The 21,457-nt window shown below is 50.7% G+C and carries 22 protein-coding genes and 1 tRNA gene; 15 read left to right on the top strand and 8 right to left on the bottom strand.

All coding sequences use genetic code 11. The features are described from left to right. Positions 1 to 264: 264 nt before the first annotated feature. Both CRP01_RS28720 and CRP01_RS28725 read right to left on the bottom strand, forming a co-directional pair. Positions 265 to 462 (bottom strand): hypothetical protein, encoded by a 198-nt coding sequence (locus CRP01_RS28720; RefSeq protein ID WP_099153511.1) that lies wholly within the window; start codon positions 460 to 462, stop codon positions 265 to 267. A gap of 229 nt (positions 463 to 691) precedes the next feature. Then, positions 692 to 1,300, bottom strand: coding sequence for a tetratricopeptide repeat protein (locus CRP01_RS28725; protein WP_143473571.1), 609 nt, complete (start codon positions 1,298 to 1,300; stop codon positions 692 to 694). Positions 1,301 to 1,630: 330 nt separating this feature from the next. Between CRP01_RS28725 and CRP01_RS28730 the strand changes: the two genes are divergently transcribed. Continuing rightward, on the top strand, positions 1,631 to 2,188 hold the full coding sequence (locus tag CRP01_RS28730; protein ID WP_099153513.1) for a glycoside hydrolase family 73 protein: 558 nt from the start codon (positions 1,631 to 1,633) through the stop codon (positions 2,186 to 2,188). 31 nt (positions 2,189 to 2,219) lie between these two features. On the opposite strand, the gene gldD is transcribed toward CRP01_RS28730, so the two are convergent. The 6 genes from gldD to CRP01_RS28760 all read right to left on the bottom strand — a co-directional run bounded on the left by gldD (position 2,220) and on the right by CRP01_RS28760 (position 8,023). Next, the gene (gene gldD / locus CRP01_RS28735; protein ID WP_099153514.1) at positions 2,220 to 2,822 is read right to left on the bottom strand and encodes a gliding motility lipoprotein GldD; all 603 of its coding nucleotides are present in this window, start codon (positions 2,820 to 2,822) and stop codon (positions 2,220 to 2,222) included. 50 nt (positions 2,823 to 2,872) lie between these two features. Beyond that, on the bottom strand, positions 2,873 to 4,321 hold the full coding sequence (gene gldE / locus CRP01_RS28740; protein WP_394337776.1) for a gliding motility-associated protein GldE: 1,449 nt from the start codon (positions 4,319 to 4,321) through the stop codon (positions 2,873 to 2,875). A gap of 68 nt (positions 4,322 to 4,389) precedes the next feature. Further along, positions 4,390 to 4,863: a single-stranded DNA-binding protein gene (locus CRP01_RS28745; protein WP_099153516.1), complete on the bottom strand. Its 474-nt coding sequence runs from the start codon at positions 4,861 to 4,863 to the stop codon at positions 4,390 to 4,392. A gap of 58 nt (positions 4,864 to 4,921) precedes the next feature. Beyond that, the gene (gene mutY, locus CRP01_RS28750; RefSeq protein ID WP_099153517.1) at positions 4,922 to 6,001 is read right to left on the bottom strand and encodes an A/G-specific adenine glycosylase; all 1,080 of its coding nucleotides are present in this window, start codon (positions 5,999 to 6,001) and stop codon (positions 4,922 to 4,924) included. 119 nt (positions 6,002 to 6,120) lie between these two features. Next, a complete protein-coding gene (locus CRP01_RS28755; protein WP_099153518.1) occupies positions 6,121 to 6,660 on the bottom strand; it encodes an RNA polymerase sigma factor in 540 nt (179 codons plus the stop codon). Between the two features lie 541 nt (positions 6,661 to 7,201). Beyond that, complete coding sequence (locus CRP01_RS28760; RefSeq protein ID WP_170110581.1) at positions 7,202 to 8,023, bottom strand: zinc-dependent peptidase; 822 nt, start codon at positions 8,021 to 8,023, stop codon at positions 7,202 to 7,204. Positions 8,024 to 8,327: 304 nt separating this feature from the next. Between CRP01_RS28760 and CRP01_RS28765 the strand changes: the two genes are divergently transcribed. From CRP01_RS28765 to rfbA, 14 genes are all read left to right on the top strand, one after another. Next, positions 8,328 to 8,400 (top strand) — tRNA-Phe (locus tag CRP01_RS28765). Positions 8,401 to 8,579: 179 nt separating this feature from the next. Further along, positions 8,580 to 9,443 (top strand): ATP phosphoribosyltransferase, encoded by an 864-nt coding sequence (hisG, locus tag CRP01_RS28770; RefSeq protein ID WP_099153520.1) that lies wholly within the window; start codon positions 8,580 to 8,582, stop codon positions 9,441 to 9,443. Between the two features lie 2 nt (positions 9,444 to 9,445). After that, positions 9,446 to 10,732 carry a histidinol dehydrogenase gene (hisD, locus tag CRP01_RS28775; RefSeq protein WP_099153521.1) on the top strand — a complete coding sequence of 429 codons (1,287 nt, stop codon included), beginning with the start codon at positions 9,446 to 9,448 and terminating at the stop codon, positions 10,730 to 10,732. Positions 10,733 to 10,756: 24 nt separating this feature from the next. Next, entirely contained in the window at positions 10,757 to 11,800 is a 1,044-nt protein-coding gene (gene hisC / locus CRP01_RS28780; protein WP_099153522.1) for a histidinol-phosphate transaminase, read from the top strand. A gap of 82 nt (positions 11,801 to 11,882) precedes the next feature. Beyond that, positions 11,883 to 13,016, top strand: a complete 1,134-nt coding sequence (gene hisB / locus CRP01_RS28785; protein WP_099153523.1) for a bifunctional histidinol-phosphatase/imidazoleglycerol-phosphate dehydratase HisB — start codon at positions 11,883 to 11,885, stop codon at positions 13,014 to 13,016. 24 nt (positions 13,017 to 13,040) lie between these two features. After that, on the top strand, positions 13,041 to 13,631 hold the full coding sequence (gene hisH, locus CRP01_RS28790; RefSeq protein WP_099153524.1) for an imidazole glycerol phosphate synthase subunit HisH: 591 nt from the start codon (positions 13,041 to 13,043) through the stop codon (positions 13,629 to 13,631). A 67-nt stretch (positions 13,632 to 13,698) separates the two neighbouring features. Beyond that, on the top strand, positions 13,699 to 14,418 hold the full coding sequence (gene hisA / locus CRP01_RS28795) for a 1-(5-phosphoribosyl)-5-[(5-phosphoribosylamino)methylideneamino]imidazole-4-carboxamide isomerase (protein ID WP_099153525.1): 720 nt from the start codon (positions 13,699 to 13,701) through the stop codon (positions 14,416 to 14,418). Between the two features lie 77 nt (positions 14,419 to 14,495). Beyond that, positions 14,496 to 15,251, top strand: a complete 756-nt coding sequence (hisF, locus tag CRP01_RS28800; protein ID WP_099153526.1) for an imidazole glycerol phosphate synthase subunit HisF — start codon at positions 14,496 to 14,498, stop codon at positions 15,249 to 15,251. Positions 15,252 to 15,260: 9 nt separating this feature from the next. Then, positions 15,261 to 15,851 (top strand): bifunctional phosphoribosyl-AMP cyclohydrolase/phosphoribosyl-ATP diphosphatase HisIE, encoded by a 591-nt coding sequence (gene hisIE / locus CRP01_RS28805; protein WP_099153527.1) that lies wholly within the window; start codon positions 15,261 to 15,263, stop codon positions 15,849 to 15,851. A 45-nt stretch (positions 15,852 to 15,896) separates the two neighbouring features. After that, positions 15,897 to 17,306, top strand: coding sequence for a 23S rRNA (uracil(1939)-C(5))-methyltransferase RlmD (gene rlmD / locus CRP01_RS28810; protein ID WP_099153528.1), 1,410 nt, complete (start codon positions 15,897 to 15,899; stop codon positions 17,304 to 17,306). A 4-nt stretch (positions 17,307 to 17,310) separates the two neighbouring features. Next, complete coding sequence (locus CRP01_RS28815) at positions 17,311 to 17,667, top strand: hypothetical protein (protein WP_099153529.1); 357 nt, start codon at positions 17,311 to 17,313, stop codon at positions 17,665 to 17,667. A 310-nt stretch (positions 17,668 to 17,977) separates the two neighbouring features. Continuing rightward, complete coding sequence (locus CRP01_RS28820; RefSeq protein ID WP_233752783.1) at positions 17,978 to 19,879, top strand: response regulator; 1,902 nt, start codon at positions 17,978 to 17,980, stop codon at positions 19,877 to 19,879. Further along, a complete protein-coding gene (locus CRP01_RS28825; protein ID WP_099153531.1) occupies positions 19,876 to 20,223 on the top strand; it encodes an Hpt domain-containing protein in 348 nt (115 codons plus the stop codon). Before CRP01_RS28820 ends, CRP01_RS28825 begins: the two co-directional genes overlap by 4 nt. Positions 20,224 to 20,567: 344 nt before the next feature. Continuing rightward, entirely contained in the window at positions 20,568 to 21,449 is an 882-nt protein-coding gene (gene rfbA / locus CRP01_RS28830; RefSeq protein WP_099153532.1) for a glucose-1-phosphate thymidylyltransferase RfbA, read from the top strand. Positions 21,450 to 21,457: the final 8 nt, after the last annotated feature.

The following is a 21,457-nucleotide window of genomic DNA, read 5'->3' on the forward strand; positions in this document are numbered from 1 at the left end:
AGTTTACTTATCAATAAAAGCCTCTATATTTAAGCTCTTTAAAACGGGCCGGGCTTTACCGTTCGGCACCACATATAATTCTCCGCTTATCTGAAAAGGTATAAGAGTGGAGGAGCACTGGACCCAACGGAGCAATTGTACAGCGTTCGTATTACTCCTTGTCCTTTGCTCCAAAGCTCGCATTTTGCTGTTTACCGGGTTTAGGAAATGATCTGATAGATGCATGGACTGCCCTAAGTGGCGACTTGCCTGACCAACCGATTTTCACAGACGTTTCGGCGTTTCTTTTTGTCCCAGCCACACTACTTCGGCGGGCTTCTCACCAATATCCAGAAACAACGTACCGGTATAAATGAAATTGAATTCAAGCTGTTCACGCAGGACTTCGAATTGTCCTTCGTTTTCGGCGAATTCGGCCATCCAGTCAATGGCTTCGAGACGATTTTTAAATTGCTTTTTCATAGTCCTGTGTTTTAGTCAAAGCTAGCATCCAATTGGTAGATCAGCCATTTCTTTCGATAATTACTAGGCTTTTTTAGACGCTTCTCTATATACTATATGTCATGAAAAGGAAAATCATTACCCTCTGTTTACTTATTTAACACCAGTTTATGGTAGTCATGTGCGTTTTGTTGCCGGATTGTTAAGGTTTTTCTGCTTTACGGCCATCCGGTAACCCTCCGAAGATCAGCTACTTCTGCCCCCTGCCCTGCAGCCGGGACTGGTAAATGGAGAGTTCGGCATCCGGGTTATCCGCCAGATAAGCATTCAGAAGCTCCAGTGCCTGCCGGCAATCCTGAGCGGTTGTCTCGCAGATCAGGACCCGACTCCAAACCAGGCCCCGCCGGGCGTCCGGATGCTCCGGAAAAAGCCGGAGTGCCTGGGCAAATTCCTCTTCAGCCACCGTATATTCCCGGTGGGACAGGGCATCCCATCCACTGTCGATTGCCAACGCTACTGCTTCCTGTTTTTGTCGTTCCAGTTGGTGGCGACGGTACGCTTCATTTTCCAGAGCCAGTTTTTCCCGTTCCCCGGAGAAGGTCCAATAGCCGCGGAATACACTCCACGTTAACACCCCTACCGTACCCAAAATGAAGATCATCAGCAGGTAATGCCAGACGGGACTTTTTCGGTCCCGGGACCACCTCGGTGTATCCCGCCGGACCGGAGTATCAGCCCCTTGCCCACTTCCGCCCGCAGTCCGCCTTTTGAATTCGACCTGAGCTTTTCTTCTGGCGAATACTTTCCGGTTCTTCCTCAGCTTGTGTTCTTTGGGCATATCCCAACCTGACCATCCCATAATTTTTTTATTTAGAGTTATCCCTTTTATCCGGCAATCTCCAGTTTTAAGGACCAAGCCTGGGAAAAACAGGATCAAAGCAGCCAACAGGCACCAAGAGACTCCCGGCAATTTACCGCTCTAATAAGTCGTTATTTTTTCGGCCCGCAGGCGCTCCGCGCGTATCAAAAGAGCGTCTGGCAATGCCGAACGCTGCCTTCCGGATCCATTTTTCCCGGGTGGTTGTTTAAACCTGAAAAAATCCCGAATTTTGCCCCGGATCTCGTCGATCCACCCCCGCATCTTTAACCCATTTATTTACCAAATATCTTGAGGTATAATATTTAGGTCATGCGTATAAGACGCCATCTTCGTTTTTTGCTTTTGTGTTATCTGGTCTTTCTGATCTCGTTTTGGGTGTGGCCCAATTCCCGGGCCGTATACGAAAGGCCCGCACAGGCCGAAGCCTACGTGCAACAATTCGGAAGAACGGCCCTGGATGTAGGCTGGGATACCGGCGTACCCCCGGCGATCATCCTCGCCGTAGGTGCCCTCGAAAGCGGCTGGGGAAAAAGCAAACTGGCCCAGGAGGGAAAAAACCACTTTGGCATGAAAGGCAAAGGCACCGCCGGGGCCCGATACTGCAGTGGTACCAAAGAATACGTAAAAGGAAAAGCAACCCGGATCAAGGCTTGTTTCCGGGCGTACGACAATGTAGAGGAAAGTTACCGCGATTTTGCCGACTGGCTCAATAATGACGTCCGTTACGCCGCACTTTTCGATCTATCCTGGAAGGATTATAAAGGATGGGCCCAGGGATTGCAGGATGCCGGTTACGCTACCGATCCGGCTTACGCAAACAAGCTGATCCGCATGGTGGAAAAATATCATCTCCACCGGGTCAATTAGACCGGTACGATTCAAAGCCCCCCTGCCGGGTCTATTCCCACTCGAAAGTATCGATCAGGTGGGTGATGTCCATCTTCACAAAATCGTACAGCGGAGCCAGAGAATCGGGATTGATGTGGGTATTGAAATAAAGGGAAGCCCGCACAAAATGCTCACGATTATCCGTCAGATAGAACTGAAAAGGGGAAGCGGCCGGCCCCGTAATATCAAAGGCCATGCCTTCCAAATTAGCATCCGGTTTTTGGATGCGGATCTCTTCGATATAGTTAGCCCGCTTATTCTGCCAGTCCACCAGTTCGAATGCATCGTTTTTGAGTTCGCTCAATGCTTCCGGACTATCCGCCGATGCGTAGGTAAAATGCAAACGCGCATCGAAGGAAGGATAGAAGATATCAAACCAGCAGGGATGGGCCGGCTTTTCGTTAAAAAAGCTGGTATCCTGCACGATCTCCGTATAAGCGGGATATTGAAAGCTAAAATTGCAGTAATCCTTATCGAACGCCTCGTAATTCTTCACTGGAAAATCGATTTTGGGATAAGCTCTCGGACGGGGCGTGATCACGCCTTCTTCTCCACAGGCAAAACAGATCAGTAAAAGACAGAGTAAAAAAAACGAGCTGATATATCGGGTCATGAATAGTATGCTTTTGAAAAATTGGGAGCGATGATCCGGAAGTACGGACCTCAAACTGTGGAAGCCGTCGTCTCGGGTAAAGTAAACTGTATACTTTCAATACGTCGTTCGCTTACTTTTAGTACCCGGAAGATGAATTCTTTTTGCACGATCTCCTCGCCTTCGGTAGGCATATCGCCGGTAAGTTCCAGTAAAAGACCGGCTACGGAATCCGCTTCGCCTTTTACCTCGTCAAAGGTAGAAGTATCTATTCCCACGATCCGGCAAACGTCGTTGAGCAGGGTCTTACCGTCAAAAACAAAGTTGTTGTCGTCGATCTGGTGGTAGATCACCTCGGGGTCATCATCAAATTCATCCTGGATCTCCCCGATGATCTCCTCCATAATATCCTCGAGCGTAACGATCCCCGCCGAACCGCCGTATTCGTCCACCACGATGGCCATGTGCAGGTGTTCTTTCTGGAATTCCCGCAACAGGTCGTCGATCTTTTTCGCCTCCGGTACAAAGAGCATGTTCGTACGGATCAGCTTTTGCCAGGCAAAAGATTCGTCGTGGTGCAAATATCCAAGCAGGTCCTTGACGTAGAGCAGGCCGATCACATTATCGAAATCTTCATTGTAGACCGGGATCCGGGAGTAGCCGGATTCCTTTACCACTTCGAGCAATTCGGGATAGCTGATGCGGTGATCCACGGCAATGACGTCGATACGGGACCGCATGATCTGCTTGACGGACACTTCGCCGAATTTGACGATACTCTTCAAGAGGTCCACCTCCTGACCGGAGTCCTCACCGTTACTTACCGTCAGTTCGATCGCCTCGTCGATATCTTCCCGGCTGGCCAGACCCGCACCCGCTGCCGTCAGGAGCAGGCGACCTTCCAGCACTTTGGTCCAGTTGACCAGGATGGCACTGAAGGGGTTCAGGATCCGCATCAGGATATCCAGCGGGGTGGACATAATGCGGGCCAGACGCAGGTTGTTGATCCGCGCGTATACCTTGGGCGCTACTTCCCCGAAGAGAACCAGCAGGAAAGTGACGGACACGACCGTGATAAGAAAGTTGAACGTAATAGCAAGTCCCTCTTTGGAAAGAGACAACCAGGGGATACCCACGGAAATAGATTCCGCCCAATAGTCGAAGATATCCGGAGAGATCAGATTACTGAGTACAAACTCCGAAAGAATGACGATGCCGATATTGATGAAGTTATTACTGATCAATATCGTGGCCAACAGCTTTCTGGGCTTGTCCTTTAAGTATAGGATGCGCTGGCTGCTTCCGGAATTATCCTGCTGCAGTTTCTCAAAATCATTGGGGGTCAATGAAAAGAAGGCGACTTCCGAGCCCGAAACCAGGGCAGAACACAACAATAAAAATAAAATTGCCAGTATTCCCAGAAAGACCTCAGTTGGAGGTATCGCCAATAGCAAGGGCAAGTTATCTGAAAGTAGCCTACCAGGTTCGGTTTCCAATGAATCCGTAATTAAGTGCAACAATAGGCAAGGCAGGAAGACGGGTTGGAGTGATTCCCGGCCGGGAAGCCTCGACCATCAGTCCTTCTTGCTCAGAATGGTAAATCATCATCTGCCGCATCTGATGAAACAGGTGCTTCGGAAGAGGAATTATCTGATTCCACAGATGAAGAGCTGAATCCGCCGCCCGGGTACTCATCGTCCGCAGATGGGAAGTAGCTGTTGTTGCCTTCTCCATCCCGACGGGAAGCCAGTGAGCGAAAATAGTTAGCTACCACTTCGGTAGTTTTGCGTTTATTGCCATCCTGGTCTTCCCAGGTACGGTGGGTCAGTTTCCCTTCCACATAAACCGGCATGCCTTTCTTCAACTGGCCCTCTGCCCGCTCGGCCAGGGAGCGCCACATCACGATATCGTGCCATTCGGTAAGGCTCTGCCATTCTCCACTCTTATCTCTATAATTTTCATTGGTAGCGATCGAAAATTTAGCCACTACCGCTCCATTCTCCAAGCGACGTACTTCGGGATCTCTTCCGAGATTACCGATCAGTATTACGCGATTAACCATTAGCAAGTTGGTTTAAAAAAAACGTGATCAAATCTGAGAAATGCACGATACACTTCTCTTAAAATAAATTTAAAGAATTATCCCGTAAATAGCAATCTATAAGCTTAGGGAACGCAAATTTAGCTAAGTTTTTTCGATCTACCACCAAGTAGTCCTCCGGAAGCTCCGATGGAGGCCCGGCAAGTTCAATTTCCCGGAATACCGCCACGATCCGCTGGTGGGTAAGTTGCTGGCGGAACGGGCCGGCCGTGCGTTTCAGCTCACCGGCTTCTTTCAGTCCCAATTCCCGCCACAGATCGCTCTGCGCCCAGCCCCCAAACTCTATTCCGGTAGTTTCTATGAGCGGGAATTCATACAATTTTCGCCAGATATCTTTCGCGGTCCGCTTGCGGATGACCACCTGATCTTTCCACTGTAGGATGAAATACTGAAAATACCGGTCTTTCCTGACGAGTTTCTTTTCCTTTACCGGCAACAGATCAATGAGTCCGTCCCGCAGGGCTATGCAGCGATCCGCCAGGGGGCACCGCTCGCAATCCGGATTGCGCGGCACACACTTCAGGGCCCCGAAATCCATAATCGCCTGATTGTAACGGGCGGGGTCTTCCTGATCCAGCAGTTCCTGCGCGATGCGGGCAAACTCCTTTTTCCCGGCCGTCGTATCCACCGGCGTATCGATGCCCAGTACCCGGGAAAGGATCCGGAATACATTGCCGTCCACCACCGCGTAGGGTAAAGCGAAGGCAAAGGACGCGATTGCAGCCGCCGTATACGGGCCTACACCCGGCAGGGATAGCAGTTGCCGGTGATCCGCGGGAAATTTCCCCTCGTATGTGCTACTGACGATCTTGGCGGCAGCGTGCAGATTGCGCGCCCGGGAATAATACCCCAGTCCCTGCCAGAGCTTCATGACCTCGTCTTCCGGAGCTTCGGCCAGTGCTTGCACGGTGGGATAATCCCGTTTAAAATTTTCAAAATAGGGCATTCCCTGCTCTACCCTGGTCTGCTGCAGAATGATCTCCGACAACCAGATCAGGTAAGGATCTTTTTCGCCCTTCCAGGGCATTGGCCGCTCGATCTCCGCCGCCCAGTTTAGCAGGCGTTCCCGAAAATATGTTGCGAATGAAGTGTCTACCATAGTTTCATTTGATCTCCGCAAAAATAAAAATAATCAGGGCGATGGGGGTCCGTATCCCCATCGCCCTGATCATTTTCGGCTGGATCTATTCCGTTGAAATCCCGTGCTGCCTCCCCGTGCTAGCGAGCGGCAGCAGTTTGCGCCAGTTCCAGACTGCCGTAATGCCCCCGGATCAATTCTTTAAGCTCCTTGCGGGCAAAAAATATCCGGCTTTTTACGGTACCCAGCGGCAGATCCAGATGATCGGCAATCTCCTGGTATTTGAATCCCTGATAGTGCATCAGGAAAGGGATCCGGATACTGTCATCCAGACCGGAGATCATTTGGATCAGTTCTTCCATCATAATATTGGATTCGGCTCCGTTGGCTATGGATTGTTTACCCGAGTTCAGGTAGTATAGATTATCGGTTGAATCCATGATCGTGTTAGCCTTGGCCTTCTTCCGGTAATTGTTGATGAATATATTTTTCATAATGGTAAACAACCAGGCTTTCAAATTGGTACCCGGCCGGAACTTATCCCGGTTGGTCATGGCCCGAAAAGCGGTTTCCTGAAACAGGTCTTTCGCATCTTCGGTGTTTTTGGTCAGATTGTAGGCAAATGACTGCAATAGAGTAGAGAGCTGATCGAAACGGGTGTAAAACTCTAGTTGAGACATAATTTTGGACTTTGTTTAACGGGCAACGGAAATATATCCGATTTGTTGAACCAAAATTACACAAAACTTAAACAAAATTCCAAATTATGGACAAAAAAATATTTATTTAGAATGCAATTATTTTAATTTTAAATTATTATATTAATTTTAATTTCCTGTAAATCAGTTAATTAAACACATTTTTGCAATTTAACCGAGCATAAATTTTATTTTCAATAATAAATGAAAGTTGTAAAACCCTGCTTATTCCTGGTGACTTGCCAGAAATCTCCGAGAGACAGAACCGGTGTGACAATTACCCTAAAATGTCACACATTCAGCCCATAAACAACTGAATAACAATAATTTAAGCGAAAAATCTTTGCTTTAGAATAACCGGTAAACATTGGAAGTCAGGCTACCGGTGCTCCGATAGCGTTAAACAAGATGTGCAATTGATGTCGGTGGTCGGTTCAGAACCGGTATTGAATCTAACCGGTGATATACTTTAAGATACGATAAAATGCAGCGTTCGGATTGCGGAGGCATGATTTCAGACCCCTTATTGTGGTTTTTGGCGAAAAATGGCATCCAATGCCTCGGCCAGATCCGGAAGGACCGAATCGAAACGTTCCCGGAAGACCAGATAATGGTGAATAGCCACCAGTAAAGGATCCATTTCTTCCAGCCCGATATATTCCAGCAGCTTCTCCCGGGTGAACCCGCTTATCTGTTCCAGGGCCGGCCAGTGCTCCTCTCCTACCTCCGGGAACTGTACTTCCGGAGAAGTCTTTACCAGCAGGAGTGCATATTCGTGGATACAGACATTATAGTAGGCGGCCGGCTCGAGAAAAGAGCGCAGTACGTGTTCTATAGAAAAGATCAGGCCGTTGCCGTGTTCGTCCTCAAACAACTCGGAGGCATGCATATGGTCCGGGTGCTGGGGCGAAGGAAAAGGATGGAGGTAGACGATGATATTTTCGTAATCCGGATAAAGGAAGTTGAGCCGGTGAAAATTCACCTGGATCGCCGCGGTGGAGATGGCCGTTTTCACATCCTCCGTAACTTCTTTGATCGCCTGGGGACGAAATATCTGAGCCTGACTGAATAGAAATACCCGTCGCCGGAAAATGCGCTGATCCTCTTCCGACAAGCGCTGGTAAAAGGGAGTCTGTTCAACCGGTAAGTGGAGGCTCTTGGGCAGATCGGGCGGAAAACGCATCCACCACCACCAGTTGATCTGGGGAGCAAACACAAAATCCAGTACCAGGAAGACCACCGCAAGGACCAAACCGTAAGTGTAATGTTCTCCGTATTCGTAAGTCAGATAACCGAATAATCCGGCGAGTAACATAAGGGGAACCGCAATGATCCTTGATGGCATATCTTTTTCGTTTTCTATATTATCCCGAGGCAACAGACCGGCGCTGCGCTGAATTCCAGCGTGACTTTGCGGCCTCCGTGCTTTAAATGAATGACCACCCATCCGGCTAAAAAAAATTTCCGGTCGGGCAATTGCGATCAAACGCTACGATCGCGCCAAAATACAACCCTTTAAGAACAGCTATATATTGGATGAAGTGGTATCTTTTCTCAAATATTCACATTTTTTTTGGCGGATGTTGTGTTTTTTAAAAAAACCGCCTATTTTTGCTCCGCCTTACGAAAAAGGGCACAATTGAAATTATGGTGCGGTAGCTCAGTTGGTAGAGCACAGGACTGAAAATCCTGGTGTCGGCAGTTCGATTCTGCCCCGCACCACTTCTATAATAACCATTATGCGTTTTACACATCGTCATCATCACCATCATTTCTTTGCTCCCCGGGGCGAATGGTGATTCCTTTGTGTAACTAGCATATCAGCACTAAAGCTAAAAAGAGGTTTACCATTTGTCGGTAAACCTCTTTTTTTATTTTCAGAATGTCCAGAATCCAAAATCATGTCAACAACACGCCTGAAAATTGCCGTTCAAAAATCCGGCCGTTTACTGGATGACTCGCTAAAACTCCTCAAAGAATGCGGCATCAGTATCGACAACGGTAAGGATCAACTGAAGGCCAGGGCCCGCAACTTCCCCGTCGATATCCTCTACCTGCGAAATTCCGATATTCCGCAATACGTCCAGGATGGAGTCGCCGATATCGGGATCATCGGGCAGAACACCGTGGTCGAAAAACAAAAGGCCATTAAAGAAATACTGCCCCTCGGATTTTCGACCTGCCGCCTCTCCATCGCACTTCCCAAAGACACGGAATTCTCCGGCCCGCAAGACCTCAACGGCAAAAAGATCGCGACTTCCTATCCCAACTCCCTCCGCCAGTACCTCGATCGCCACCAGATCTCCGCCGAAATCCACGAAATATCCGGTTCTGTAGAAATTGCGCCCAACATCGGGCTGGCCGATGCGATCTGCGACCTCGTCAGCTCCGGAAGCACCCTATTCAAAAACGGACTGGAAGAAAAAGACATTATTCTCAAATCCGAAGCAGCTATTGTCGCCGGTGAACAACTCAGTACCGAACTCCAGGCCATTTTAGACAAATTGTTGTTCCGGATAAAGTCCGTCCTGGCGGCCCGCAGCAACAAGTATCTGCTGATGAATGCACCCAACGCTTCGGTGGAGACCATTATCAAAGTTCTACCGGGCATGAAAAGCCCCACCGTAATGCCGCTGGCCGCTGAGGGCTGGAGCTCTATCCATACGGTGATCGCCGAAGACCGCTTCTGGGACATCATCGATCAGTTGAAGGATGCCGGGGCTCAGGGTATTCTGGTAGTTCCTATCGAAAAAATGATCCTGTAACTATGAAAACGTACCTCCAACCCAATAAAGAAAACTGGGATCATATCCTGCAAAGACCCGCTCTGGATCATTCCCAACTGGAAAATACCGTAGCCGGCGTACTGCAGGAGATCAAAGCCGAGGGCGATGCGGCCGTACTCCGTTATACCGAAAAGTTTGACGGTGTCCGCCCGGAGCACATGCTGGTCACTTCCGAGGAGATCGACCGCGCCCGCAAATCCCTGGATCCGGAATTAAAGGCCGCCATTCAGCAGGCCGCTCAAAATATCGAGCGCTTCCACGCCAGTCAGCACCAGGAGCCCCAGGTCGTGGAGACCATGCCGGGCGTCAGTTGCTGGCGCAAAAGTGTCGGCATCGAAAAAGTCGGCCTCTACATCCCCGGCGGAACGGCACCGCTTTTTTCCACCGTATTAATGTTGGGGATCCCGGCCCGCCTCGCCGGCTGCCGGGAGATCGTACTGTGCTCACCACCGACGCACCAGGGGGGCATCCACCCCGCCATTATTTATACGGCGGATCTGGTGGGCATTACCAAGATCTTCAAGATCGGTGGCGTCCAGGCCATTGGCGCCATGGCTTACGGAACGGAATCCGTTCCCCAGGTTTATAAAATATTTGGCCCCGGCAACCAGTACGTGACGGCCGCCAAACAGCTCGTCAACAAAGCGGGCCTTCCCATTGACATGCCCGCCGGACCGTCGGAAGTACTGGTGTGCGCCGATGAGACTGCCGATCCGGAATACGTAGCCGCCGATTTGCTGTCTCAGGCCGAACACGGTACGGACAGCCAGGTGGTACTGATCGGTTTTACCGAGCAGTTCATTCAGGACGTACGAGAGGCGATCGATCGCCAACTGGAAGTTTTGCCCCGGGCCGAGATCGCCCGCGCTGCGCTGGATAACAGCGCCGCCATGGTAGTGACCGAACGACAGGAAGCTCTGGAGATGATCAATTTTTATGCTCCGGAACACCTGATCCTTTCGCTGAAACAAGTGGATGAATTCGCGGAAGGGGTGATCAATGCAGGATCCGTCTTTCTGGGGAATTATACGCCCGAATCCGTGGGAGACTACGCCTCGGGTACCAACCATACGCTGCCGACCAACGGATTCGCACGTTCCTACAGTGGCGTTTCCCTGGACGCATTCGTTAAAAAGATCACTTTTCAGCGGCTGAGTCCGGAGGGGCTGCGCCGGCTGGGGCCAACGGTGGAGGCCATGGCGGCCGCGGAAGAACTGGAGGCCCACAAACAGGCGGTGAGTATCCGCCTCCGAAAATTGACCAATTGATCTACCCATAATCCGTTTTCGATTATGACTACAACAAATATCGAAGCGCTGGTACGGCCCAATATCCGCCGACTGACGCCCTATTCTTCCGCCCGCAGTGAATACAAAGGCCGGGCCGACATCTTCCTGGATGCCAACGAGAACCCCTTTGAGAACGGGCTCAACCGTTATCCCGATCCGCTGCAGTGGGCCGTTAAGGAGCGGATCAGTGCGATCAAGCATGTTCCCGTTTCGCAAATTGCCCTGGGGAACGGCAGCGATGAGGTGATCGATCTGCTGATCCGGATCTTCTGCGAACCGGGAGAAGATCACATCATTACGCTACCGCCTACCTACGGGATGTACCAGGTAAGTGCCGACATCGCCAATGTGCCGGTAAAAAAAGTGCCCTTGTTGCCGGGCTTTCAACCGGATGTGGACGGTATTCTGGCCGCAGCCGACCAGCATTCCAAGATCCTTTTCCTATGCAGTCCGAATAACCCGACGGCCAATAGTTTGGATGCCGGGGCTATCCAGCAGTTGATCGGGCAGTTCCCCGGCATTGTCGCTATCGACGAAGCCTACATTGATTTTGCGGATCAGCCGAGTTTTACGGAACAATTGGCCACCGCCTCCAATCTTGTGGTCATGCAGACCTTTTCCAAAGCCTGGGGCCTGGCCGGCATCCGGCTCGGTATGATCTTCGCCTCGGAAGAGATCATCGGTTATTTCAACAAGGTGAAACCTCCGTACAACGTCAATGAACTCACCCAGCGGGCAGCGCTGGAGGCCCTGCAAAAGGAAACTGATTACGAAGAAAAACTGCAAACCATCATTGACCAGCGCGGCCAGCTGACCAGCGCTTTGGATCAACTGGATTTCGTGCAACTGATCTATCCTTCGGATGCTAACTTTGTGCTGGCTAAAGTGGATGAACCCCAGAAGCTGTACCACTACCTGACGGAGCGGGGCATCATCGTCCGGGATCGCTCCAAAGTGCTGATGTGTGAAGGTTGCCTTCGGTTTACGGTGGGAACGCCGGATGAGAATGAGCAATTGATGGCGGCCCTGAAAACCTTCGAAAATTAGGGTATGTACTTATTCCCTGGAGAAAGCTCCGGAACTAAACTCAATAATAAGACGTACGACAGAGCGTCCCAATAAAAATAACATGCAGAAGATATTATTTCTCGATCGCGACGGTGTGCTGGTCAAAGAACCGGATGATTACCAGCTGGACAGTCTGGATAAACTGGAATTCTATCCGGGCATATTTCAGCACCTCTCCCGCATTGTACAGGAAACCGATTTTGAGCTGGTCATGGTGACGAACCAGGACGGTCTCGGTACGGATTCTTTTCCGGAGACGGACTTCTGGCCACCGCACAATTTGCTGCTCAAAACCCTGGAAAACGAAGGCATCACCTTTCGGGAGATCGTGATCGACCGCACCTTCGCCCACGAGAACGCTCCGACCCGCAAACCCCGTACCGGTCTGCTGACGCATTACCTGGAAGGGGATTTTGACCTGGCGAATTCCTTTGTAGTCGGGGACCGGCTCACGGATATGGAATTGGCGAAAAATCTGGGTTGCCGCGGCATCTGGATCAATAACGATCCGAAACTGGGTGCCGGGGAACTGGACGGGAAAGCCGCCAGCCTCGAAGACGTTATTCAGCTTAAAACGACTTCCTGGCGCGAGATCTACGAATTTTTCAAACTGCCGGCCCGTAAGGCATCCGTGGTGCGGACCACCAAGGAAACGGACATCCGGATCGAGCTCAACCTCGACGGCACCGGTCGGGCCGACAACCAGACGGGCATCGGTTTTTTCGACCACATGCTGGACCAACTGGCCAAACACTCCAACAGCGACCTCAGCGTCCATGTAAAGGGGGACCTTCACATTGACGAGCACCATACCATTGAAGATACGGCCCTGGCGCTCGGAGAGGCTTTTCGCAAAGCGCTCGGCGACAAAATGGGCATCGAACGCTACGGATACTGCCTGCCCATGGATGACTGCCTGGCGCAGGTGGCCATTGATTTCGGCGGACGCCCCTGGCTGGTGTGGGAAGCCGACTTCAAGCGGGAAATGATCGGCCAGATGCCCACCGAAATGTTCTACCACTTCTTCAAATCCTTCAGCGATACGGCCGCCTGCAACCTCAATGTGAAGGCCGAAGGCGACAACGAACACCACAAGATCGAAGGCATTTTCAAAGCCTGGTCCCGGGCCATAAAAATGGCCAAAAAACGCGATCCGGAACACATGCGTCTGCCCTCTACCAAAGGTACTTTATAGCCACTCAACGTCAACCTTATTGCAATGAAAGTAGCGATCATAAATTACAATGCCGGCAACGTTCAATCCGTTTTATTCGCCATGGACCGGCTGCCGGGTATAGACGCCACGCTGACCGATGACCACGAGTTGATCCGGACGGCGGATAAGGTGATCTTTCCGGGAGTAGGCGAAGCTAATTCGACGATGAAGCACCTGCGCCAAAAAGGGCTGGACGACCTCATTCGCAGTCTGACTCAGCCGGTGCTGGGTATTTGCCTGGGCATGCAGTTGCTCTGCGACTATTCCGAGGAGAACGATACGGAATGCCTGGGGATCATTCCCCAGCATGTGCGTTTGTTCCAACCGGGCAACGGTGAGAAAGTACCCCATATGGGCTGGAACTCTCTTGATCTGCAGCCCGGCACCTGGCTCAGTCCGGAACTCGACGGCCAATACACTTATTTCGTCCACAGCTATTATGTGGAAAAGGGGCCCTACACGGCCGCCACAACGAACTATTGTCAGCCGTTCACTTCCGTATTGCGCAAGGATAATTTCTATGCTACGCAGTTCCATCCCGAAAAATCGGGCAAGGTGGGCGAACAGATCCTGAAGGATTTTCTGGCCCAGTAGAGATCAAAGCTCTGGCCCGGATCCGGGCTATTCATATAAAAGTTCTATCTGACCAACGACTTCTCTTATGCAAATCATTCCAGCAATTGATATTATCGACGGCAAATGCGTCCGCCTGACCCAGGGAGACTACCAACAGAAAAAGGTCTACAATGAAGACCCGCTGGAGGTGGCTCAGCAGTTTGAAGATGCCGGCCTCACACGCCTGCACCTGGTGGATCTGGACGGCGCCAAAGCCAGCCGGATCATTAATCATAAAGTGCTGGAGCGCCTGGCGTCCAATACCGGCCTGCACATCGATTTTGGCGGCGGCCTGAAATCCGACGAGGATGTACGCATTGCCTTTGACAGCGGAGCCCGGCAGATCACCGGAGGAACGGTGGCCGTTAAGGATCCGGAACTGTTTGAGGGCTGGCTGCAGCAGTACGGCAGCGACCGGATCATCCTCGGCTCGGATGTCAAGGACGGCATGGTGGCCGTCAGCGGTTGGCAGGAGAAAAGTCAGCTCGAATTATTCCCCTTTCTGCAGGATTATCTGGCGAAAGGAGTTCGTTATACGATCTGTACGGATGTATCCAAGGACGGTCTTCTGGCGGGAAGCGCCCTGGACCTCTACCGGCAGATCCGGGAAACCTTCCCGGACCTGAATCTGATCGCCAGCGGCGGCGTTACTTCCATGCAGGAAGTGGAGCAACTGGCGGAGATCGGCTGTTTCGGCGCGATCATCGGGAAAGCGATCTACGAGCAGAAGATCAGCTTGGGAGAATTGCGGGCGTTTGTAGGATGATAGGACACTGGGACGTCGCCATGGTTATTCGGCTTTTTGTGGCCGTTTGAGCACTTTACTTTTTAAATTAACAAGACATGTTTGCAAAGCGCATTATACCCTGTCTGGATATTAAGGATGGCCGTACGGTAAAGGGGGGCAATTTCGTCAACCTGCGCGATGCCGGTGACCCGGTTGAGTTGGGGGCCCGGTACAGCGAAGCGGGTGCGGACGAGCTGGTTTTCCTCGATATCACCGCTACGCACGAAAAACGGAAAACACTGGCGCAACTGGCCCGGGAAATTGCCCGACACCTCAATATCCCTTTCACTATTGGCGGCGGGATCAGATCAGTTGAAGATGTAGAGGTACTCCTGAATTCCGGAGCAGATAAGATCTCGATCAATTCCGCGGCCGTCCGGCAACCGGAACTGATCAGCGAAATGGCCAAACATTTTGGCAGTCAGTTTGTGGTTCTGGCCGTAGATGCGAAATTTGTAGACAATGAATGGTACGTGCATCTGAACGGAGGCCGGATCAAGACGGATATTCCGCTGCTCCCCTGGGTGAAAGAAGCCGAAGATCGCGGAGCCGGAGAGATCCTGTTCACCTCTATGGATCACGACGGTACGAAAGCGGGTTTTGCCAACGACATTACCGCGCGGGTATCCGAGTCTTTGTCCATTCCGGTGATCGCCTCCGGCGGCGCCGGCACGATGGAGCACTTTAAGGACGTTTTTACCACCGGTAAAGCGGATGCCGGACTGGCCGCCAGTATCTTTCACTTTAAAGAGATCGAGATCATCGACCTCAAGCAATATTTGCAACAAGAAGGCGTAGTGGTACGCATTTAAATCCAAGCTATGAATATCGATTTTACCAAAGGGGACGGACTGGTCCCGGCCATAATTCAGGATGCCGAAACCAATATAGTACTGATGCTTGGTTATATGAACGAAGCCGCGCTGGAAAAAACGCGGTCCGAAGGCCGGGTGACCTTCTACAGTCGCAGTAAACAACGGCTGTGGACCAAAGGTGAAACGTCCGGTAATTTCCTGAACCTGGTCGACATCAAAGTCGATTGCGATCAGGATACGCTGCTGGTACGGGTACATCCGGTGGGTCCCGCCTGCCATACGGGCAGTGACACCTGCTTCAATGAGACCAACCAGGCGGATAACTTTCTGGCCCATCTGGAAAATGTGATCCAGGACCGCAAGGATAATCCTTCCGAAAAATCCTATACGACTTCCCTCTTCCAGAAGGGGATCAATAAGATCGCCCAAAAAGTGGGAGAAGAAGCGGTAGAACTGGTGATCGAGGCCAAAGACAACGACAAAGATCTTTTCTTAAACGAAGCGGCGGATTTAACTTATCACCTCCTGGTGTTGTTAGTGGAAAAAGGCTATCGGTGGGAAGAAGTGCTGGCGATCTTGCGCCGCCGGCACCAATAACTTCCAACCAATATCAAAATACTTTAAAATTGAATCATTGCTGGCATGGGCAGAAGAAGGAAACCGACGATCTATAAAGATGTAACTTTTACCGGTATTGCGGACAAAGGGCAATGCGTAGGCCGTACGCCCGAGGGCGAAGTGCTTTTTGCCACCAAAGCCGCTCCCGGCGATGTCGCCGATGTACTGGTGCGACGGAAAAAGAAAGGCGTTCCCATGGGGGAAGTCGTAGAGATCCACAAGTATTCGGCAGATCGCACCGAGCCGTTCTGTCAGCACTTCAACGAATGTGGCGGTTGCCGCTGGCAGCACATCACCTACGAGGCCCAGGTCCGCCACAAGGAAACCGTCGTCCGGGATGCCTTCCAGCGAATTGCCAAGGTAGACGTCGAACAGTGGTATCCCATTCTGGCGGCCGGACGGACGACCTATTACCGCAACAAGCTGGAATTCAGCTTTTCCGACCGCGCCTGGATGACCAAAGAAGAACTCGACAGCGGTAAGCCGCGCGACCCCAGCGGTGCGCTTGGTTTCCACCTGCCGGGTCGTTTTGACCACATTGTGGACATCAAACACTGCTGGCTGGAAGATGAACCCGCCAACGCGCTCCGGCTCGCCATCAAAGCCATTGCCAATGATCAGGACCTGTCTTTTTTCAATGTCCGTTCCCGCAGTGGCATGATGCGTCAGATGGTGGTACGGGTGGCCACCACGGGCGAAGTGATGCTGATCGTGATCTTTACGCAGCCCGACATGGATAAGATCAAACGCTTTCTCGATACGGTCATCGAACAGTTCCCGGACCTCACCAGCGTCTTTTACGGTATAAACGACAAAGCCAACGACTCCCTCTACGGGGTGGATATGGAAACCTACTCCGGGCCGGGTTACATCGAAGAGCAACTGGGACACGTGCGTTTCCGCATCGGCCCGCAATCCTTCTTTCAGACCAATACCCACCAGGGGAAGGCCCTGTACGATACGGTTGTGGAATTTGCCGATTTAAAAGGCACCGAAAACGTCTATGACCTCTATACCGGGCTCGGCAGTATCGCTCTCTACGTAGCCGATAAATGCCTTCAGGTGGTTGGGATCGAAGAGATCGAAGCTGCAATCGAGGACGCCAAGGTGAACGCGGAACTCAATCAGATCGGGAATGCCACTTTCTACGCGGGTGACGTTAAGGATATTCTGACCGCTGAATTTGCCCAAAAACACGGCAAACCGGATCTGCTGATCACCGATCCTCCACGGGCAGGTATGCACCCGCAGGTAGTCAGTATGCTGCTTGAACTGGCAGCGCCGAAAGTTGTTTATGTAAGTTGTAACCCGGCGACCCAGGCCCGGGACCTGCAGTTGCTGAGTGAAAAATATAAGGTATTAAAAGTGAAGCCGGTGGACATGTTCCCGCAAACCTCCCATATAGAGAATGTTGCGCTACTGGCGCTAAAATAGATAGATGCAATATCCGAAAGAATACGATGAGCTGGCAAAAAAACTGGCACCCTATAATCTCGTTATGGGCAATGCGGCCGATACGATCCTGAACCAGGACGTTTCTTCCTATCCCATTTTTATTATCCTGACGGAATCCATTCCACTCGGGATTGCCATCGTGGAACAGACCGAGGAAGAACCGCTCTACATCCACGCTTCCACGCTGGAAGAGCTCGCGACCAAAAAGGTGATCGAGATGGGAAAAGTAGATCATTTCCGGGAAGTCTATAAGGACCCTGCCGAATTTCTTTGCCTGTTCGTAGTCGATGAGCAGGAGGCCAAATTTGTCTTTATTCCAAGAATTTCCGTCGACAATTAGTTAAGTTGTCGGCTGCATTTTAAAAGACCGGTATTCTGACTAAGTTCTTAGCTGTTTATTTTCAAGGTTCGATAAAATTTCCTATTCTTGTATATAAATGCACTCCCCCATATTTTAGACGCATTCACGAATTACGGGTAGTTTCGGAGCCAAATAACAGCCAAACCTTCAGCAAACTTGATTGAAGTTACCCTTTGGTTAAACCCAATAGCCTTCTCCAACCCGACGGATAGCATACAACTCGCCATATTATAACTAGTGAAAGATGGATAAAAGCTTACCTAGTTTCAGTACGAGATCTAAGGTTTTGATGATTGAGGATGATGTGAGTTATGCTCGACTGATCGAGATATTGCTCAATGAGTCCAGTCTTTTATCCTGCGAAGTTGTCAAGCGCCATACGCTGAATGCCGGTCTGGAAGCCATGGAAGCCGAAGAGTTTTCCGCCGTACTTCTGGACCTTACCCTTCCCGACAGTACCGGTTTCGAGACCCTGGAAACCATGCTGCACCGATTTTCCGATCACAATATCATCGTACTCACCGGACGGGTAGATAAAGAATTGGGTATAAAGGCCGTAAAAGCCGGCGCCCAGGATTTTATGGTCAAGGGGGAATTCGACGGAGACCAGCTGGCCAAAGCTTTGCGGTATTCCATCGAACGGAAAAATGTACTTTCCCGCCTTGAAGACGCCCAGCGCAGGGCCCAGATCGGCCACTGGGAATGCGATCCGGCGGGTCGGTATTTTTACGCATCTAAAGAAACTTACCGTCTGTTCGATCTCGATCCGGCGGAAGTCCATTTCACCTGTGAAGATCTGCAGGCGCCCGATTCGCCCTTCGCTCCCCTGATGGAGATCGAGCAGGAGACCAAACCCAACGGCGCAGCTAAAAAGGATATCACGATCCAGACCAACAGCGGGCAGAAAAGATGTCTGTCCCTGCAGTGCCAGGCGGAAAAGATCGGAGAGGATCAGTACGTGTATTCGGGTATCATTCAGGATATCACGGAACGGATGCAGTCGGAGGAATTAAAGAAGGCCCACGATCTGGCCCAGCAGACCGCAAAGATCCGCGAACAGGTACTGGCCAGCGTCAGTCACGAAATGCGGACGCCCATGAATGCGATCGTAGGCATGACCAACCTGCTGCTATCCTCTTCGCTCAGTGAAGAACAACTCAACTTTGTCAACTCCATCAAGCAGTCGTCGGACGTACTGCTGGGGATTATCAACGATATTCTACAGATCTCTGCGCTGCAGAACGAGCTGATCGTTTTCAAGAACAAACAGTTCAGTCTGTTGGAGCTCACCGAACAGCTGAAGGCCGTTATGCGCCCTAAGCTGGGAGAAAAAGAGCTGATCTTTCAGATCAACCTGGATCCGGATATTCCCGATCAGATCCACGGGGACCAGATCCGTCTCAGCCAGATCCTCTTCAATCTGATCGGCAATGCGATCAAATTTACCGATCAGGGTTTCATCGAGTTGAATGTGCGTAAAGCGCTGGAGACCGACGATCATTTTTTGCTTCAATTTGATCTGAAAGATACCGGTATCGGCATTCCCGATGATAAGATCGAATCCATTTTCGAAACCTTTACGCGGATCAGCAGTAAAGATCGTATAACGGAAGGTACCGGACTGGGACTCTCCATTGCCAAAAAACTGATCGAGCAACAGGGAGGCCGGATCTGGGCCAAAAGCGAAGAAGGCAAAGGGTCGGTATTCTCTTTTGAGTTAAAGTTTTTCAAGACCGATCAGGCGGCTCAACCGCTGAATCCGCAGGAAACGCCGCAGCCTTATATCGATCCGGATATGCCGTTCACCATAATGGTAGTGGAGGACCACCAGATCAACCAGATGGTGATCCAAAAAACCCTGGAGAAACAATGGCCCAACGTAAACATCATTATGGCTAACCACGGTGATGAAGCCATTGAAATTTTAAACAAAAATCAGGAAGTAGATATTATATTAATGGACCTGCTGATGCCCGTCCGGGATGGTTTCGAAACGGCGGCTTATATCCGGAACGAAATGGACGGCGAAGTGGCCTTGGTGCCCATACTGGCCATGACGGCACACGCCCACATCTCGGAGGATGGAAAATACCATCAGTACGGTATGAACGATTACATTTTAAAGCCATTTAAACCCAACGAATTATTCACAAAAATCACCTATCATCTTGCGAAACCTCAACCTAAATGACCTATCAGTACATTCAATTAGCATATTTAGATACGATAGCCGGAGACGATCCACAACTTAGACAAACTTTACTGGAAATGGTCCAGGCCGAACTCTCGGCTGCGGTGCCGGAAATGAATCAGGCTCTGGAAGATCAGCAATGGGAAGAATTACACAGCATCGTTCACAAGTTAAAGTCCACGCTGGCGTTTATAGGTAATCAGGAACTGACTACCCTTAACCAGGATATGTTGTCTTGCCTGGAAGAAAGAAACTACGAGGCAGATTTCGGCACCTGGTTATCAAAATACGATCACCTTTCCGGCCCTATCCGAAAAGAATTGCAGCAGGAACTAGCCAATTAATTTAAGCATCCGTATACCTATTTAAGATATTGGATTAGACCGGTTTCTCTTGCTCAACTTCTTTATCTTTGCCCCAACATTCACATTTAACCCAGGTTACAACGCCTCATGGTGCAAAACACCGGTTAACCGGCTACGATCCCTGCGAGGATTGGCCCGGTTTGCAGGGAATCTCCTGGTTTCCCTGCACACTGCCCCACGTATTTTGCCTTTTGGGCCTGTGACCTGGCAACATCGGTATTCTGAACGCTGTTGTTCGGAGTAAGATCAGCGTAAAAACCCTGATCCATCCTTCCGTAAAACGTGAAGGTTGCCCTATATTTTTAGTATATAAAAACCTAATTGTGAAAGGAATCATTCTCGCCGGCGGCCTCGGTACCCGGCTTTATCCCCTAACCCTGGCGGTCAGTAAACAGTTAATGCCCGTCTACGATAAACCAATGATCTACTATCCCCTTTCGACTTTGATGTCCGCGGGGATCAGGGATATTCTGATCATCAGTACCCCGAAAGACCTGCCGAATTTCCAGCAGGTGCTGGGAGACGGCAGTGAGATCGGTTGTAACTTTTCCTATATCCCCCAGTATGAACCCAATGGTCTGGCCCAGGCTTTTGTGCTCGGAGAGCAGTTCATTGGAAACGATCCGGCGGCGCTGATCCTGGGTGATAATATTTTTTACGGCGCGGGTATTGAACAGGTACTCCGCGATAGTGTCAATCCGGATGGCGGCGTCGTTTTCGCCTACTGGGTAGCCGATCCGGAGCGCTACGGAGTGGTTGAATTTGACCGGGACTTCAACGCTATTTCCATCGAGGAAAAACCCGCGAAGCCCAAATCTAACTACGCTGTACCCGGTCTCTATTTTTACGATAACAATGTCGTGGAGATCGCCAAAAACCTCGAGCCGAGTGCCCGGGGTGAATACGAGATCACCGACGTGAACAAATACTATCTGCAACAGGAAAAACTGAAAGTCGGTATGCTGGGCCGGGGAGTCGCCTGGCTCGATACCGGCACACACAAGTCACTGATGCAGGCCGGTCAGTTTATCGAAGTCATCGAAGACCGTCAAGGGCTCAAGATCGGATGTATCGAAGAGGTCGCTTACAATATGGGCTTCATCGATGCAGAATCGCTGGAGCGACTGGGCAATAAATTCCTGAAAAGCGGTTATGGAGAATACCTGCTGGATATTCTCCAGAAAGAAAAAGAAGGCCATTTTTAGCAGGTAAA

This window comes from Flavilitoribacter nigricans DSM 23189 = NBRC 102662 (assembly GCF_002646595.1).
GTDB classification, from domain to species: domain Bacteria; phylum Bacteroidota; class Bacteroidia; order Chitinophagales; family Saprospiraceae; genus Flavilitoribacter; species Flavilitoribacter nigricans.

Excerpts from the sequence above, each read along its gene's own strand:
- hisF (WP_099153526.1), top strand. The coding sequence starts at position 14,496 with ATGTTTGCAAAGCGCATTATACCCTGTCTGGATATTAAGGATGGCCGT.
- CRP01_RS28745 (WP_099153516.1), bottom strand. The coding sequence starts at position 4,863 with ATGGTTAATCGCGTAATACTGATCGGTAATCTCGGAAGAGATCCCGAA.
- CRP01_RS28755 (WP_099153518.1), bottom strand. The coding sequence starts at position 6,660 with ATGTCTCAACTAGAGTTTTACACCCGTTTCGATCAGCTCTCTACTCTA.
- hisB (WP_099153523.1), top strand. The coding sequence starts at position 11,883 with ATGCAGAAGATATTATTTCTCGATCGCGACGGTGTGCTGGTCAAAGAA.
- CRP01_RS28725 (WP_143473571.1), bottom strand. The coding sequence starts at position 1,300 with ATGGGATGGTCAGGTTGGGATATGCCCAAAGAACACAAGCTGAGGAAG.
- hisC (WP_099153522.1), top strand. The coding sequence starts at position 10,757 with ATGACTACAACAAATATCGAAGCGCTGGTACGGCCCAATATCCGCCGA.
- gldD (WP_099153514.1), bottom strand. The coding sequence starts at position 2,822 with ATGACCCGATATATCAGCTCGTTTTTTTTACTCTGTCTTTTACTGATC.
- CRP01_RS28815 (WP_099153529.1), top strand. The coding sequence starts at position 17,311 with ATGCAATATCCGAAAGAATACGATGAGCTGGCAAAAAAACTGGCACCC.
- hisD (WP_099153521.1), top strand. The coding sequence starts at position 9,446 with ATGAAAACGTACCTCCAACCCAATAAAGAAAACTGGGATCATATCCTG.
- hisH (WP_099153524.1), top strand. The coding sequence starts at position 13,041 with ATGAAAGTAGCGATCATAAATTACAATGCCGGCAACGTTCAATCCGTT.
- CRP01_RS28820 (WP_233752783.1), top strand. The coding sequence starts at position 17,978 with ATGATTGAGGATGATGTGAGTTATGCTCGACTGATCGAGATATTGCTC.
- hisG (WP_099153520.1), top strand. The coding sequence starts at position 8,580 with ATGTCAACAACACGCCTGAAAATTGCCGTTCAAAAATCCGGCCGTTTA.
- hisA (WP_099153525.1), top strand. The coding sequence starts at position 13,699 with ATGCAAATCATTCCAGCAATTGATATTATCGACGGCAAATGCGTCCGC.
- CRP01_RS28760 (WP_170110581.1), bottom strand. The coding sequence starts at position 8,023 with ATGCCATCAAGGATCATTGCGGTTCCCCTTATGTTACTCGCCGGATTA.
- mutY (WP_099153517.1), bottom strand. The coding sequence starts at position 6,001 with ATGGTAGACACTTCATTCGCAACATATTTTCGGGAACGCCTGCTAAAC.
- CRP01_RS28730 (WP_099153513.1), top strand. The coding sequence starts at position 1,631 with ATGCGTATAAGACGCCATCTTCGTTTTTTGCTTTTGTGTTATCTGGTC.
- hisIE (WP_099153527.1), top strand. The coding sequence starts at position 15,261 with ATGAATATCGATTTTACCAAAGGGGACGGACTGGTCCCGGCCATAATT.
- CRP01_RS28825 (WP_099153531.1), top strand. The coding sequence starts at position 19,876 with ATGACCTATCAGTACATTCAATTAGCATATTTAGATACGATAGCCGGA.
- CRP01_RS28720 (WP_099153511.1), bottom strand. The coding sequence starts at position 462 with ATGAAAAAGCAATTTAAAAATCGTCTCGAAGCCATTGACTGGATGGCC.
- rlmD (WP_099153528.1), top strand. The coding sequence starts at position 15,897 with ATGGGCAGAAGAAGGAAACCGACGATCTATAAAGATGTAACTTTTACC.